The 14,834-nt window shown below is 68.2% G+C and carries 13 protein-coding genes; 12 read left to right on the forward strand and 1 reads right to left on the reverse strand.

The window, feature by feature from the left end:
* The first annotated feature begins 26 nt into the window (after positions 1-26).
* The 6 genes from F3J15_RS24455 to F3J15_RS24480 all read left to right on the forward strand — a co-directional run bounded on the left by F3J15_RS24455 (position 27) and on the right by F3J15_RS24480 (position 6,480).
* Entirely contained in the window at positions 27-1,052 is a 1,026-nt protein-coding gene (locus tag F3J15_RS24455; RefSeq protein WP_011351736.1) for an ABC transporter permease, read from the forward strand.
* Positions 1,053-1,128: 76 nt separating this feature from the next.
* Positions 1,129-2,040, forward strand: a complete 912-nt coding sequence (locus tag F3J15_RS24460; protein WP_166894555.1) for a sugar phosphate isomerase/epimerase — start codon at positions 1,129-1,131, stop codon at positions 2,038-2,040.
* Positions 2,041-2,099: 59 nt separating this feature from the next.
* Positions 2,100-3,113, forward strand: a complete 1,014-nt coding sequence (locus F3J15_RS24465; protein WP_166894557.1) for a Gfo/Idh/MocA family oxidoreductase — start codon at positions 2,100-2,102, stop codon at positions 3,111-3,113.
* A gap of 32 nt (positions 3,114-3,145) precedes the next feature.
* The gene (locus F3J15_RS24470; protein WP_166894559.1) at positions 3,146-4,072 is read left to right on the forward strand and encodes a TIM barrel protein; all 927 of its coding nucleotides are present in this window, start codon (positions 3,146-3,148) and stop codon (positions 4,070-4,072) included.
* A 53-nt stretch (positions 4,073-4,125) separates the two neighbouring features.
* Positions 4,126-5,298 carry a Gfo/Idh/MocA family oxidoreductase gene (locus F3J15_RS24475; protein ID WP_069247773.1) on the forward strand — a complete coding sequence of 391 codons (1,173 nt, stop codon included), beginning with the start codon at positions 4,126-4,128 and terminating at the stop codon, positions 5,296-5,298.
* A gap of 297 nt (positions 5,299-5,595) precedes the next feature.
* Positions 5,596-6,480 (forward strand): MurR/RpiR family transcriptional regulator, encoded by an 885-nt coding sequence (locus F3J15_RS24480; protein ID WP_166894561.1) that lies wholly within the window; start codon positions 5,596-5,598, stop codon positions 6,478-6,480.
* A 59-nt stretch (positions 6,481-6,539) separates the two neighbouring features.
* On the opposite strand, the gene F3J15_RS24485 is transcribed toward F3J15_RS24480, so the two are convergent.
* Entirely contained in the window at positions 6,540-8,060 is a 1,521-nt protein-coding gene (locus tag F3J15_RS24485) for a CoA-acylating methylmalonate-semialdehyde dehydrogenase (RefSeq protein ID WP_166894563.1), read from the reverse strand.
* Between the two features lie 114 nt (positions 8,061-8,174).
* Here F3J15_RS24485 and F3J15_RS24490 point away from each other — a divergent pair, with 114 nt between their 5' ends.
* The 6 genes from F3J15_RS24490 (at position 8,175) to F3J15_RS24515 (ending at position 14,802) form a co-directional block, all read left to right on the forward strand.
* Positions 8,175-9,110, forward strand: a complete 936-nt coding sequence (locus F3J15_RS24490) for a LysR family transcriptional regulator (protein WP_166894565.1) — start codon at positions 8,175-8,177, stop codon at positions 9,108-9,110.
* A 117-nt stretch (positions 9,111-9,227) separates the two neighbouring features.
* A complete protein-coding gene (locus F3J15_RS24495; protein WP_006402122.1) occupies positions 9,228-9,455 on the forward strand; it encodes a sulfurtransferase TusA family protein in 228 nt (75 codons plus the stop codon).
* 195 nt (positions 9,456-9,650) lie between these two features.
* Positions 9,651-10,073 (forward strand): peptidase, encoded by a 423-nt coding sequence (locus F3J15_RS24500; protein WP_166894567.1) that lies wholly within the window; start codon positions 9,651-9,653, stop codon positions 10,071-10,073.
* A gap of 268 nt (positions 10,074-10,341) precedes the next feature.
* Entirely contained in the window at positions 10,342-11,046 is a 705-nt protein-coding gene (locus tag F3J15_RS24505) for a response regulator transcription factor (RefSeq protein WP_006490421.1), read from the forward strand.
* Positions 11,043-12,404, forward strand: coding sequence for a FecR domain-containing protein (locus tag F3J15_RS24510; RefSeq protein ID WP_166894569.1), 1,362 nt, complete (start codon positions 11,043-11,045; stop codon positions 12,402-12,404). Before F3J15_RS24505 ends, F3J15_RS24510 begins: the two co-directional genes overlap by 4 nt.
* 10 nt (positions 12,405-12,414) lie before the next feature.
* Entirely contained in the window at positions 12,415-14,802 is a 2,388-nt protein-coding gene (locus F3J15_RS24515; RefSeq protein ID WP_166894571.1) for a CHASE2 domain-containing protein, read from the forward strand.
* The last annotated feature ends 32 nt before the right edge of the window (positions 14,803-14,834 follow it).

Consider the following 14,834-nt stretch of genomic DNA (forward strand, 5'->3'; position numbering starts at 1 on the left):
GCCGAACCAAGATTGGAGACAAGGAAATGGGCAACATGAACCCGGTCGCGGATGCGCAGACCATGACCATCAAGACGCGGCACACGAAGTGGCCGCCCGAGCTGAGCATCTTCCTCGTGCTCGTCGGCATCAGCCTGTTCTTCGAGATCGTCGGCTGGATCGTCGTCGGCCAGAGCTTCCTGTTCAACACCGAGCGGCTCGAGATCATCGTGCTGCAGATGGCCGTGATCGGCATCATCGCGGTCGGCGTGAACCTCGTGATCATCACCAGCGGGATCGACCTGTCGTCGGGCTCGGTCGTGGCCGCCGCGGCGGTCGTCTCGGCCAGTCTCGCGCAGGTGTCCGACTTTCCCCGCGCGGTGTTTCCGCACCTGACCGACCTGCCGATCATCTGGCCCGTGCTCGCCGGCGTGTGCGTCGGGCTGCTGGTCGGCCTGCTGAACGGCTCGCTGATCGCGATGACGGGCATCCCGCCGTTCATCGCGACGCTCGGCACGATGGTCGCCGCGCGGGGCTTCGCGAAGTGGTTCACCAACGGGATGCCGGTGTCGATGCTGACCGACCAGTTCGCGGCCATCGGCGCCGGCGCCAATCCGGTGATCATCTTTCTCGTGATCGCCGCGATCTTCCACGTCGTGCTGCGCTACACGCGCTTCGGCAAGTACACCTATGCGATCGGCGCGAACCGGCATGCGGCCGTCGTGTCGGGCATCAACGTCACGCGCCACCTGATCTTCGTCTACGCGATCGCGGGCCTCCTGAGCGGGATCGCCGGCACCGTGACGGCCGCGCGCGCGATTTCCGGCCAGTCGGGCATGGGCGTGATGTACGAACTCGATGCGATCGCGGCGGTCGTGATCGGCGGCACGTCGCTGTCGGGTGGCCTCGGCCGCGTGACCGGCACCGTGATCGGCGTGCTGATCCTCGGCGTGATGACGTCGGGCTTCACGTTCATCCGCATCGACGCGTATTACCAGGAGATGGTCAAGGGCGCGATCATCGTCGCGGCCGTGATCGCCGACCAGTACCGCAACAAGAAGAAGCGCCGCTGACCCGTCATGCATCGCCGGGCGGGGGCGGCACGTGTCGCCGCCTGCGTCCGGCACCCATCACTGTCGAGGACATTCGATGAAGATCGCGCTGGACCCCTACATGATTCGCCACCTGCCGCTCGACCGCCTGCCGCACGCGGTGGCCGAACTCGGTTACGACCAGATCGAGCTGTCGCCGCGCAGCGACTTCCTCGACTGGTGGGTGATGCCGCGCGCCACGCGCGAGCGGATGGCCGCGTTCCGGCAGGCGATGCGCGCGAGCGGCGTCGGCCTCGCGTCGCTGCAGCCGATGTACCGCTGGGCAAGCCCGTTCGAGGACGAGCGGCAATGGGCAGTGCGTTGCTGGAAGAAGGCGATCGAGGTGGCGGTCGAGATGGAGTGCGCGCTGATGGTGTCGGAGTTCGGGCGCGGCGCGTCGCCCGAGCGCTCGGTCGGCGAACGGCCGGGCGCGAACCCCAAGGAGCTGTGCGAAGCCGCGTGGTTCCGGTCGATGGACGAGCTGTTGCCGATCCTCGAGCGCGAACGCATCGTGCTGTCGGTCGAGCCGCATCCGGAGGACTGGATCGAGCAGCTGCAGCCGGCGATCGACATCGTCACGAACATCGGCTCGCCGTCGCTGAAGCTGTCGTATATCGCACCGCACACGTTCTACTACGGCGACGACATGGCCGCGATGATCGCGCAGGCGGCGCCGATCCTCGCGCATGTGCGCGTGGCCGATACCTTCGACCATCGCAAGAGCAGCCAGCTGCGCTACATCGTGAACCCGCCGGGTTCGAACCAGATTCGCGTGCACCAGCATCTCGACATCGGGCAGGGCGAGATCGACTGGGACGTGTTCTTTCGCGCGCTCGGCGCGGCCGGCTTCGACGGCGTGATGTCGTCGTGCGTGTTCGCGTGGGAGGACCGCGCGGAAGCGTCGTCGCGCTACATGCGCGACACGATCCAGCGCTACGTCGATCGTCATTTCGATCGCACGGCGCGCTGAAGAATGACTGACCGGTGCGGCGCGTGCCGCACCGCCAATGAACGACTGGAGACTCCTAGATGACCTTGCAAATCGGCGTGATCGGCTGCGGTGCGATCGGCCAGGACCATATTCGCAGACTGACCCGCACACTGTCCGGCGCGCGCGTCGTGGCCGTCAACGACATCGATCCGCAGCAGGCGCGCGACGCGGTGACGAAGTATGGGCTCGACGCCGAAATCTACGGCGACGGTCACGAGGTGATCGCGGCCGCCGACGTGCAGGCCGTGCTCGTCACGTCGTGGGGGCCGACGCACGAAGCGTTCGTGCTCGACGCGATCGCGCACGGCAAGCCGGTGTTCTGCGAGAAGCCGCTCGCCGTCACGGCCGAAGGCTGCATGCGGATCGTCGAAGCCGAAGTCGCGCACGGCAAGCGGCTCGTGCAGGTCGGCTTCATGCGGCCGTACGACGAAGGCTACCGCGCGCTGAAGCGCGTGATCGACAGCGGCGAGATCGGCGTACCGCTGATGCTGCATTGCGCGCACCGCAACCAGTCGGTCGGCGAGCGCTACACGACCGACATGGCGATCACCGACACGCTGATCCACGAGCTCGACGTGCTGCGCTGGCTGCTCGGCGAGGACTACGTGAGCACGCAGGTCGTCTATCCGAAGAAGACGCGCCATGCGTCCGCCCATCTCGCCGATCCGCAGATCGTGCTGCTGGAAACCGCGAGCGGCGTGCGCATCGACGTCGAGATCTTCGTGAACTGCCAGTACGGCTATGACATCCAGTGCGAGGTGGTCGGCGAGCAGGGCATCGCGAAGCTGCCCGATCCGCCGGCCGTGGGGCTCAAGCAGGCGGCGCGGCAGTCGGTCGAGATCATGACCGACTGGAAGGAGCGCTTCATCGCGTCGTACGACGTGGAGCTGCAGGCGTTCATCGACGGCGTGCGGGCGCATGCGCTCACCGGGCCGTCGGCCTGGGACGGCTACGCGGCGGCGGTCGCGGCCGACGCCTGCGTGCGTGCGCAGAAGAGCGGGGCGGTCGAACCGATCGCGATGGCTGAACGCCCTGCGTTTTATCGCGGCTGAACCGCAGCCGCCTATTTGCCGGACTGACCGACATGACGATGAAGATAGGTTGCGCACCGTGCTGCTGGGGTGTCGACGACGTGAAGAACCCGCACCTGCCGCCGTGGCGGCAGGTGCTTGCCGAAGCCGCCGAGGCCGGCTACTCGGGCATCGAGCTCGGGCCGTACGGCTACATCCCGCTCGAACTGGACGTGGTGAGCGCCGAGCTCGAGCGGCAGCGCCTGAGCATCACCGCCGGCACGATCTTCGACGATCTGGTGTCGCCGGAGAACCTGCCGAACCTGTTGCGCCAGACGCGCGAGATCTGCGCGCTGATCACGCGGCTGCCGAAGCTGCCGACGCAGGACGGCCAGCGCTACGCGGCGCCGTACCTCGTCGTGATGGACTGGGGCCACGAGGAGCGTGACTACGCGGCCGGCCATGGCGAGCGCGCGCCGCGGCTGTCGGACGAAAGCTGGGCGGCGATGGTCGGGCACATCCGGCAGATCGCGACGATCGCACGCGACGAATTCGGCGTGCGCGCGGTGATTCATCCACATGCGGGCGGCTACATCGAGTTCGCGGACGAGATCGACCGGATCGTCGCCGACATTCCGGCCGACACGGCTGGCCTCTGTCTCGACACGGGCCATCTGTACTACTCGGGCATGGACCCGGAGGCCTGGCTGCGCCGCCATGCGACGCGCGTCGACTACGTGCATTTCAAGGACATCGACGCAGCCGTGTACGACGCGGTGATGGGCGAGCACATCGCGTTCTTCGCCGCCTGCGCGCGCGGCGTGATGTGCCCGATCGGCACCGGCGTGCTCGACTACCGGTCGATCCGGCAGGCGCTCGACGACATCGGCTACGCGGGCTATATCACGATCGAGCAGGAGCGCGACCCGCGCAATGCCGGCACGAGCCTGCGCGACGTCGCCGCGAGCCGCGCGTTTCTCGCGTCGGCCGGCTTCGCGTGATCCACCGCATCACGCACACCCTGAACTGAACACGGACCAGGAACACCACCATCATGATTGACGGACAGATTCTGCTTGGACATTCGATTCGCTGGGGCATGGTCGGCGGCGGGCTCGGCAGCCAGATCGGCTACAGCCACCGGTCGGCCGCGCTGCGCGACGGCAGCTTCCAGCTGGTCGCCGGCGCGTTCGACATCGATCCCGAACGCGGCCGCCAGTTCGGCGTGAAGCTCGGCGTCGCGGCCGAGCGCTGCTATCCCGATTACGCGACGATGTTCGACGCCGAGGCGCGTCGCCCGGACGGCATTCGCGCGGTATCGATCGCGACGCCGAACAACACGCACTTCGAGATCTGCCGCGCCGCGCTGAACGCGGGGCTGCACGTGGTCTGCGAGAAGCCGCTGTGCTTCACGACCGAGGAGGCCGAGGCGCTGGAGCGGCTGTCGGTCGAGAAGAACCGGATCGTCGGCGTCGCGTATGGTTATTCCGGACACCAGATGATCGAGCAGGCGCGCGAGATGATCGCGCGCGGCGATCTCGGCGAGATCCGCATCGTGCAGATGCAGTTCGCGCACGGGTTCCACAGCGAGGGTGTCGAGGCCGCGAGTGCGGCCGCGCGCTGGCGCGTCGACCCGAAGTTCGCGGGCCCGAGCTACGTGCTCGGCGACATCGGCACGCATCCGCTGTACATCTCCGAGGTGATGGCGCCCGAGCTGAAGATCCGGCGGCTGATGTGTTCGCGTCAGAGCTTCGTGAAGAGCCGTGCGCCGCTGGAAGACAACGCGTTCACGATCATGGAATACGACACGGGTGCGGTCGGCTACGTGTGGTCGAGCGCGGTGAACGCGGGCTCGATGCACGGCCAGAAGGTGCGCGTGATCGGCTCGAAGGCGAGCGTCGAATGGTGGGACGAGCATCCGAACCAGCTGCGCTACGAAGTGCAGGGGCAGCCAGCGCAGGTGCTCGATCGCGGAATGGGTTATCTGCATCCGCATGCATTGCGCGAGGATCGCATCGGCGCGGGGCATCCGGAAGGGCTGTTCGAGGCCTGGTCGAATCTGTATGCGCGCTTCGCGCTCGCGATGGATGCGGCCGACCGCGGCGACGTTGCGGCATTGAAGAACATCCGCTATCCGGACGTCCATGCGGGCGTGGAAGGCGTGCGCTGGGTCGAGAACTGCGTGCGCTCCGCCGATGCGGGCGGTGTGTGGGTCGACTATCGCTGAACCGGCGGCATGGGCCGGCCGCGGCGCGCGGCGCGTCTGTCGTACAAGGCTTCGCACCGACGGCCGGCGTTGGTAGACACCCTGATCTTTACGACGCCGCGAGAGCGTTGGACAATCGCTCCCAGTAATGCCGTGGAGCGTAGGCAAGTGATGATCGAGCGCGTGGGAGCGAGCACGCGGCGCGGGCCGCGCCGCAAACGTGATTAAATTCGCCCTTCATGCATGTATCCAGTCGAGTCCCGGGCCGCGCCCGCCAATACCGCGCGCACATCGGGGCCGTCAACTTCGCGCTATCCGATGAGTTCATCCGAGAAACCTCCCGCCTCCGTCGAGCAGTTCCTGCAGCATTTGACGCAGGAGTACGACGGCCTCAGCAATCGCCTGAAGGTGATTGCGCGCCACGTGGAAACGCATCGGGACCAGCTTGGGCTGGAAGGCATCCAGTCGCTCGCGGAGGCATGCGGCGTCCAGCCGTCGGCCGTCGTGCGCTTCGCGAAGCATTTCGGCTTCTCCGGCTTCTCCGAGATGCAGAAGCTGTTCCGCGAGGGGCTCGCGCAGCAGATCGCGCCGGGGCGCGCGTACAACCTGCGGCTGCGCGACGTGATCGAATCGGGCTCGTCGAGCCTGCAGCCCGAGCAGATCGCCGACGAATTCATCAAGGGCAGCATTGCCGGGATGCAGCAGCTGCGGCAGACGCTCGATTCGCAGGCGCTCGCGCAGGCCGTCGACCTGCTCGCCGATACGCAGGCGATCTGGATCGCGGGCTCGCGGCGCGCGTTTCCGATCGCTGTCTATCTCGACTACGCGCTGCAGCACACCGACAAGCGCATCGGGTTGTTCAGCGCGCTCGGCAGCATGCATCTCGGGCAGATCCGCTCGGTGCGCGAGGGTGATGTGATGATCGTCATCTCGTTCATGCCGTATGCGGAGGAAACCGTGCAGGTTGCGCAGCAGGCCGTGCAGCGCGGCGCGCGGCTGATCGCGATCACCGACAGCCGGATGAGCCCGCTGGCGCGGGAGGCCGAGGTGACGCTGATGGTGCAGGACAGCGCGACGTTCGGCTTCCGCGCGTTGACGGCCACGATGGGTCTTGCGCAGAGCCTGTTCGTCGCGCTCGCGTACCGGCTCGAACTGTCGTACCTGCCGACCGCCGACGGCGCGCACGGGACGAAGGCCGGCTGACGCATCCTGCCGACGTACCGCCCGCGCGACCGATCGGCGGGCGGTGTGCCGTAGGGTCGTTACTTCGCAGTCGGCATCGCGAATTCGGCGCCCTTGCCGATGCTCGACGACCAGCGCTGCATCACCGACTTCTGGCGCGTGTAGAAGCGCACGCCTTCCTCGCCGTAGGCGTGCATGTCGCCGAACAGGCTCTTCTTCCAGCCGCCGAAGCCGTGCCACGCCATCGGCACAGGAATCGGCACGTTGATGCCGACCATCCCGACCTGGATGCGCCGCGCGAACTCGCGCGCGATGCCGCCGTCGCTCGTGAAGCACGACACGCCGTTGCCGAATTCGTGCGCGTTGATCAGGTCGACCGCTTCGCCGAAATCCTTCACGCGCACGCAGCCGAGCACGGGCCCGAAGATTTCTTCCTGGTAGATGCGCATGTCGGGCGTCACGTGATCGAACAGCGTGCCGCCGGTGAAGAAGCCGGCCTCGCGGCCAGGCACGCGCAGCCCGCGGCCGTCGACCACCAGTTGCGCGCCTTCGTTCACGCCTTGCTCGATATAGCCTTCGATGCGCTTCAGCGCGTCGCCGGTGACGATCGGGCCCATCTCGACTTCCGGCGACATGCCGTCGCCGATCACCAGCTTGCGCGCGCGCTCGGCCACCAGCGGCACGATCTGGTCCGCGATGTCGCCCACCAGCACCGCGACGCTGATCGCCATGCAGCGTTCGCCGGCCGAGCCGTACGCGGCGCCGATCAGCGCGTCGACCGCCTGCTCGAGGTTCGCGTCGGGCATCACGACGAGATGGTTCTTCGCGCCGCCGAGCGCCTGCACGCGCTTGCCGGACTGCACGGCACGCTGCTGCACGTACGCCGCGATCGGCGTCGAGCCGACGAAGCTGACGGCCTGCACGTCGGGGTGGTCGAGCAGCGCGTCGACCGCGCCCTTGTCGCCCTGCACGACGTTGAACACGCCGGCCGGGAGGCCTGCCTGCGTGAGCAGGTCGGCGATGAACAGCGCCGCCGACGGGTCGCGCTCGCTCGGCTTCAGCACGAACGTGTTGCCCGTCGCGATCGCGACCGGGAACATCCAGCACGGCACCATGCAAGGAAAGTTGAACGGCGTGATGCCCGCGACGACGCCGAGCGGCTGGCGCATCGTCCAGTTGTCGATGCCGGTGCTGACCTGGTCGGTGAAGTCGCCCTTCAGGAGCTGCGGCACGCCGCAGGCGAATTCGATGATGTCGATGCCGCGCGCGACTTCGCCCTGCGCATCGGAGAACACCTTGCCGTGCTCGGCCGTGATGATCGCCGCGAGGGCGTCGCGGTGCTCGTTCATCAGTTGCAGGAAGCGGTGCAGCACGCGCGCGCGGCGGATCGGCGGCGTCGCGGCCCAGGCCGGGAACGCGGCGTGGGCCGACGCGACGGCCCGCTGCACTTCGCTGTCGTCGGCGAGCGCCACGCGGCGCACCGCGCGGCCGAGCGATGGATTGAGGACGTCCTGGAAGCGGCCGCTGCGGCCGGCGACGGGCGCGCCGTCGACATAGTGGCCGACGTCGGCGTCGGAGGTGTACGCGGGAACCGGATTCATCGTGTCTCCTGGGGGATCGGGTGAGGGTGGACAGCGCCCAGTCTAGGCAAACGGGCAGGGTGGGAGAAGGCCGCGCAGCTTGATTCACTGTTCAGAATTCTGAATAATCACCGGATGAATCAGCAAAATGTCCAGGCGCTCTGGCCGCATATCCATTCGCTGACGGTGCTGGCCGCGGCCGGCAGTTTCACGGCCGCCGCGCAGCGGCTCGGCATCAGCAAGGCCGCGATGAGCCAGCGCATCGCCGATCTCGAAAAGGCCGCCGGCGTGCCGCTCGTGCGGCGCACGACGCGCAGCGTGCGGCTCACCGACGCGGGCCAGACGCTCGTCGACAGCACGCGCGACGCGTTCGAGTCGATCGGGCAGCACTTCGCGCGCGTGAAGGATCTGGCCGGGGAGCCGCGCGGCCTGCTGCGCCTGACGGTGCCGGTCGCGCTCGGGCGCCAGCAGGTCGTGCCGCACCTGCCCGATTTCCTGCGGCAGCATCCGGGCGTGCAGATCGAGCTCGACCTGTCGGACCGGCTGCATTCGCTGACGCAGGAGGGTTTCGACCTTGCGATCCGCCATACGACCACCGCGCCGCAGACCCACGTCGCATGGAAGCTGTGCGACACGCGCTCGCTGCTCGTCGCGAGCCGCGACTACCTCGACGCGCGCGGCGCGCCGCGACACCCGGGCGAGCTCGTCGACCACAGCTGCCTGTGCTACCTGCGCGACCACGAGCCGGCCGCATGGAGCTTCGAGCCGCACGGCCGGCGGCGCGAGCGCGTGAGCGTGCCGGTGCGCGGCAGCTTCGCGGCGAACAACAGCGAGGCGATGCGCGAGGCCGCGCTCGGCGGGCTCGGCATTGCGTTGCTGCCGGATTTCAGCGCGCAGCGCGATCTCGACGCCGGCCGGCTGGTCGCGCTGCTCGACGGCTGGCGGCCGTCGGGCGCGTTCGGCGACCACATCTTCGCGATCCGCCCGTACAGTCCGGTCGTGCCGAGCGCGGTGCGCGCGCTCGTGCGGCACCTGCGCGAACGGCTCGCGGGGGGCTTTTCGGGCACCTGAGCCCGGTGTCCGCGAGCGCCGGGCCGCGGGCGGCCCGGGCAGGCACGGCGGCGCTGCGGTAAAATCGCGGCTTCTCTCCGCGCCTTGAACGGCGCGTCATTCGAAGGTCGACAGCCGATGCAGATTCACAAGGAAGTGGACGCGCGCGGGCTCAATTGCCCGTTGCCGATCCTGCGTGCCAAGAAAGCGCTCGCCGATATGGAAAGCGGGCAAATCCTCAAGGTGCTCGCGACCGATCCGGGCTCGCAGCGCGATTTCGCGGCGTTCGCGAAGCAGACGGGCAACGAGATCGTCGAATCGACGACGCAGGACAAGACCTTCGTGTTCCTGATGCGCCGCCGCTGACGGCCCGCATCACGCTGCCGGCAGCGCCTGGCGCCGGCTACCCTTTTCTGACAATTCTTAAACCTCGCTTCGTGATCGGCTGCGTATACTGACCCGGCCGGTCGTCCGCTCCCAGCGGATGCGCCGGCCACGGTACGTCGTACGGCGGGCACGGGGGCCATGCCTGATGCTACCGTCGTACAACGGGGAGAGGACATGTCCTTCAGACCAGGGACCATTCGAAGTCCGTCCAGAGCGGAACGCAGCGTATCGGGACTGAGCCGTATCGAGCTCGACCCGCAACAGGATCGCCACGCGCGTGCCGCGCTGGAGGCCTACGCGGATTCCGCCGCGGCCGAGATGCCGTGGCTGGCCGAGTGGCTCGACGAACGGCTGCGCGATGCCGCGCAGGACGACGGCTCGGGCCTGACCTACTGCGGTGCGACGATCGAGCGCGTGTTCGATCTGGCACAGGCGTGGGCAGCGGGCCAGCAGGACTATGCGGCCACCGCGTGGGAGCGCGTGCGCGGCCAGCTGCAGCGGATGCTTGCCCAGCCGGCGCGTCCGGAACCGCTGCCGCATCGCGTGCCGGCCGACGATGTGGCCGAGCCGGTGGCGGGCATCACGGGCGCCGATTAGGCGCTCGATTGCGCGGTGGGAAGGATTATTCGAAGAAAAGACGGTAGTCCGCGCAATTTATTGGCGAATTTCATACTACTATGATGAAATCGCCGGTTCGTCCGTGCCCCGTTTTTGAGATATTTAGCCGGGGTCGCCAGTTTGCGCAGGCGGCGCGAGCGGCGAATGACGGCTCGCCGGCCGGTATCCGGAAGCGGCCCACGTGCTGCGCGGCCGGGTGGGGGCGGGAAGCTGAACTGGACGAATCGATTTCGATTTGCGGGGTGCTATGAGAATTGCTGTACTGGATGACGATCCGGCCCAGACGGATTTCGTCAGTCAAACGCTGACGGCCGTTGGCCATACGTGCTATGCGTTCAAGGAAGGCAAGGCCCTGAAGAAGCGTCTGCAGCGCGAGACGTTCGATCTGCTGGTGCTCGACTGGAACGTGCCCGACATGTCCGGCGAGGAAGTGCTGAAGTGGGTGCGCGCCAATCAGACCGAGCATAGCCTGCCGATCATCTTCATGACGAGCCGCGACGACGAGGCGGGGATCACACAGATCCTCAACGCCGGCGCCGACGACTACGTGGTCAAGCCCGTGTCGGGCCCGATCCTGCGCGCGCGCATCGGCTCGCTGCTGCGTCGCGCGTATCCGGTCAACGCCGAGGCCACCGTCCGCGAATTCGATCAATTCCGTTTCGACGTGAACCTGAAGCAGGCCTACGTCGGCGACAAGGCCGTGAGCCTCACGCAGAAGGAATTCGAACTCGCGCTGCTGCTGTTCCAGCACCTCGACCGGCCGCTGTCGCGCGCGCACATTCTCGATCTCGTGTGGAAGCAGGCGACCGACATCCCGTCGCGCACGATGGATACGCACATCTCGATGCTGCGCACCAAGCTCGGCCTGCGGCCCGAAAACGGTTATCGCCTCGCGCCGATCTACGGCTACGGCTACCGGCTCGAGCGGGTCGGCCAGGGAGAACCGGAGTGACCACGGGAATCACGCAGCGCACGGCGAACCTGCGCACGGTCGCGCTGCGCGCGGCCGGCGCGGTCGCGTTTGCGTTCGCCGCGCAGCATGCGGCTGCCCAGCCGCCCGCGGCGGCGGGCAAGATGGTCGTCTACCGCACGCAGGCGGGCGACACGCTGTACGACGTCGCCGCGCGCTACCTGCAGGGCGCGGACGACTGGCAACTGCTTCAACAGATCAACGGCGTGCCCGCGCCGAAGCACCTGCAGCCCGGCATCGCGCTGAAGCTGCCGGTGGCGCGCCTGCGCAAGGAAAAGCTGACCGCCCGCGTCATCGCGGTGCAGGGCACGGCCGAACGCGCGTCCGGCGATGCTTTTGCGCCGCTCGCGAACGACGCGACGCTCGCCGAGGGCGACCGCGTGCGCACGGGCCCGAACGGCTTCGTGACGCTCAAACTCGCCGACGGCACGCACATGAGCCTGCCGCCCGACAGCCAGCTCGACCTGAAGGCGCTGCGCCGCACGGTGCTGACCGGCACACTCGATCGTGAGTTCGAACTCACGCGCGGCTCGGTCGACAGCGAGGTCACCCATCTGAAGAAACGCGACGACCGCTTCCAGATCCGTTCGCCGTCGGTCGTGGCAGGCGTGCGCGGCACGCACTTTCGCGTGAACTACGACGCGGCCGGCAATGCGTCGACACGCGTCGAAGTGCTCGATGGCACCGTCGGCGTCGCGGGCGGCCGGAAGCCGGCCGATCCGACGCTCGTGCATGCGAATTTCGGCAGTGTCGCGACGTCGTCCGGCGCGGTCGGCGCGCCCGTCGAACTGCTGCCCGCACCGGCGCTCGCGCATCCCGACAAGGTGCAGGACGAGCCCGACGTCGCCTTCGACGTCGTGCCGCTCGCCGACGCGCATGCGTACCGCGTGCAACTCGCGCACGACGCCGGGCTGCTCGACCTGTTCCGCGAAACGCGCACCGATTCGCCGCGCGCGGTTTTCCGCGACGTGCCGAACGGGAACTACTTCGTGCGGGTCGCCGCGATCGATGCGAACGGTCTCGAGGGCCGGCCGCGTACGTACACGTTCGAACGCCGCGTGATGGGGCTCGACGCGAGCGCGTCGCCCGGCGCGGGCGGCTACGAGTTCCGCTGGTCGCCGAACGGTTCGGGCCAGGGTGCGCGCTACCGGTTCGTGCTGTCGCGCTCGAAGGACCTGAGCGCGCCGGTCGTCGACCAGGTCGGCCTGCATACGCGCCAGATCACCGTCGCGCACCTGCCGCCGGGCGACTATTTCTGGGCCGTGACCGTCGAGGAGTTCGAAGGCGGCAAGTTCTACGAGAAGACCAGTCCGGTCAGCGCGTTCACGTTGTCGCGCTGATCCGCGGCGCATGAAACCCGACTCCGTTTCTCCGCGGCGGCACCTCGGCCGCCGCTTCCTGATCGAATGGATCGCGATCGGCTGCCTCGGGATCGCGGTGATCCTCGCGTGCGCGCTCGGCCGGCTGTCGGCGAGCGTCGACGGCCTGATCTACGACCGGCTGCTGATGCTGCGCAGCCTGCCGCTGTCTCCCGACGTGGTCGTCGTCGACATCGACAACCAGAGCGTGTCCGCGCTCGGCCGCTGGCCGTGGTCGCGCGACGTGCATGCGCGGCTGCTCGACACGCTCGCGCGCGCGCAGCCCGCCGCCGTCGTCTACGACGTGCTGTTTACCGAACCGTCGCCGGAAGATCGCGCGTTCGCGGACGCAATGAGCCGCGTGCCGACCTTCTTGCCGGTGCTGCTGAGCCCCGAGCAGGCGGACGGCACGCGATCCGTCGATCCGCCGGTCGCCGCGCTCGCGGCGCGCGCGACGGGGCTCGGCCATATCAATCTCGAAGTCGACCGCGACGGCATCGTGCGCAGCGTCGCGCTGTTCGAAAGCGACGGCCGCGTGCGCTGGCCGCAGCTGATGGTGCCGGTCTACCGTGCGATCCAGGCCGGCCGGCTGCACCCGGTCGGTGGCGTGCCCGGCGCGGATGCGCACGACCTGTCGCGCGATGCGGCGGGCGAGGGCCGCTACCTGATCCCGTTCAGCCGCAACACGCCCGCGTATCCGACGCTGTCGTTCGACGACGTGCTCGAAGGGCGCGTGAAACCCGACGCGTTGCGCGGCAAGATCGTCGTCGTCGGCGTGACCGCGTCCGGGCTGTACGATCGCTTCGCCACGCCCGTGTCCGGCGAGTTCGGGCCGCTCGCCGGCGTGTATATCCATGCCAACGTGCTCGACATGCTGGCGACCGGCAGTGCGATCTCGCCCGCGTCGCGCACCGGGCTGTTCGTCGCGTCGCTGCTGCCGCTCGCCGCGCTGCTGGGCGGCTTCCTGATGCTGTCGCCGTGGCGCGCGCTGCTGCTGACGCTGAGCCTGGCCGCGCTTGCCGTCGTCGCGAGCCTGGCGCTGCTGTTCGAGGCGCGCATCTGGCTGTCGCCGGCGCCCGCGATCTTCGGGCTGATCGCCGTCTACCCGATCTGGAACTGGCGGCGCCTGGAAATGACGATGTCGTACCTGCGCCGCGAGCTGCAGAAGCTCGCCGACGAGCCGCACCTGCTGCCCGAGGCGCCGCGCACGCGCAGCGTCGGCGGCGACGTGCTGGAGCGGCAGATGGCGCTGATGGCGCAAGCCGCGCAGCGCGTGCAGGACATGAAGCGCTTCGTGTGGGACAGCCTCGACAGCATGCCCGAGCCGATCTTCGTGACCGACCTGGCCGGCACGGTGCTGATCGCGAACCATGCGGCCAAGCGCTACGGGTCGCGCCTGTCGCTGCCGCTGCCGGAAGGTCGGCCGCTGCGCACGGCGCTCGGCGAGCTGACGTTCATGAAGACCGTCGACGGCAACACCGAGCACGACGTGACGATCCGCGAACACTGGCCGGCCGCGCTCGACCCGACGCTCGAGGCCGAGCACGACGCGATGGCGCGCGGCATCGAGGTGCGCGATCGTGACGGGCTCGACCATCTGCTACGCTACGCGGCGTGTACGAACGCGCAGGGCCGCGTGACGGGCTGGATCGCGGGCCTCGTCGACGTGACCGAACTGCACGCGGCCGAGCGGCAGCGCGAGGAAGCGCTGCACCTGCTGTCGCACGACATGCGCTCGCCGCAGTCGTCGATTCTCGCGCTTGTCGAGATCGAGCGCGACCGCGCCGAGACCGATGCGATGCGCGGGCTGCTCGCGCGGATCGAGCGCTATGCGCACCGCGCGCTGTCGCTGGCCGACGAGTTCGTGCAGCTGGCGCGCGCGGAGTCGCAGGTGTACCAGCTCGAGGTGACGAGCCTCGTCGACGTGCTGATCGATGCGAGCGACGAGGTGTGGCCGCAGGCTCAGGCGAAGCACATTCGCGTCGACACCGACGTCGGCACCGACATGTGCTGGGTGCGCGCGGACCGCTCGCTGATCACGCGCGCGTTCGTGAACCTGCTGAACAATGCAGTCAAATACAGTCCGTCCGATACCGTGATCACGTGTACGCTGGCGGTCGAGCACGCGTCGAAACGGATGTTCTGTACGATTCGCGATCAGGGGTACGGCATTGCGCCGGAAGATCAGCGGCATCTGTTCGAGCGTTTCAAGCGATTCCATGCCGGCGAGCGGCCCGAAATCTCGGGTTCCGGGCTCGGCATGGCATTCGTGAAGACGGTCGTCACGCGCCATGGGGGCAGCGTGTCGGTCGACAGCGAGGTGGGTGTCGGCACCGCGGTGACGGTGTCGCTGCCCGCGATCGACGAGCCGTCCGCCTGACAGGGCCGGGCGCGACGGCAGGCATTTGGGGA

This window comes from Burkholderia sp. Ap-955, assembly GCF_011753045.1.
Lineage (GTDB): Bacteria > Pseudomonadota > Gammaproteobacteria > Burkholderiales > Burkholderiaceae > Burkholderia > Burkholderia lata_D.

Coding starts and splice junctions, on each gene's coding strand:
- F3J15_RS24455 (WP_011351736.1), top strand. CDS start 27: ATGGGCAACATGAACCCGGTCGCGGATGCGCAGACCATGACCATCAAG.
- F3J15_RS24460 (WP_166894555.1), top strand. CDS start 1,129: ATGAAGATCGCGCTGGACCCCTACATGATTCGCCACCTGCCGCTCGAC.
- F3J15_RS24465 (WP_166894557.1), top strand. CDS start 2,100: ATGACCTTGCAAATCGGCGTGATCGGCTGCGGTGCGATCGGCCAGGAC.
- F3J15_RS24470 (WP_166894559.1), top strand. CDS start 3,146: ATGACGATGAAGATAGGTTGCGCACCGTGCTGCTGGGGTGTCGACGAC.
- F3J15_RS24475 (WP_069247773.1), top strand. CDS start 4,126: ATGATTGACGGACAGATTCTGCTTGGACATTCGATTCGCTGGGGCATG.
- F3J15_RS24480 (WP_166894561.1), top strand. CDS start 5,596: ATGAGTTCATCCGAGAAACCTCCCGCCTCCGTCGAGCAGTTCCTGCAG.
- F3J15_RS24485 (WP_166894563.1), bottom strand. CDS start 8,060: ATGAATCCGGTTCCCGCGTACACCTCCGACGCCGACGTCGGCCACTAT.
- F3J15_RS24490 (WP_166894565.1), top strand. CDS start 8,175: ATGAATCAGCAAAATGTCCAGGCGCTCTGGCCGCATATCCATTCGCTG.
- F3J15_RS24495 (WP_006402122.1), top strand. CDS start 9,228: ATGCAGATTCACAAGGAAGTGGACGCGCGCGGGCTCAATTGCCCGTTG.
- F3J15_RS24500 (WP_166894567.1), top strand. CDS start 9,651: ATGTCCTTCAGACCAGGGACCATTCGAAGTCCGTCCAGAGCGGAACGC.
- F3J15_RS24505 (WP_006490421.1), top strand. CDS start 10,342: ATGAGAATTGCTGTACTGGATGACGATCCGGCCCAGACGGATTTCGTC.
- F3J15_RS24515 (WP_166894571.1), top strand. CDS start 12,415: ATGAAACCCGACTCCGTTTCTCCGCGGCGGCACCTCGGCCGCCGCTTC.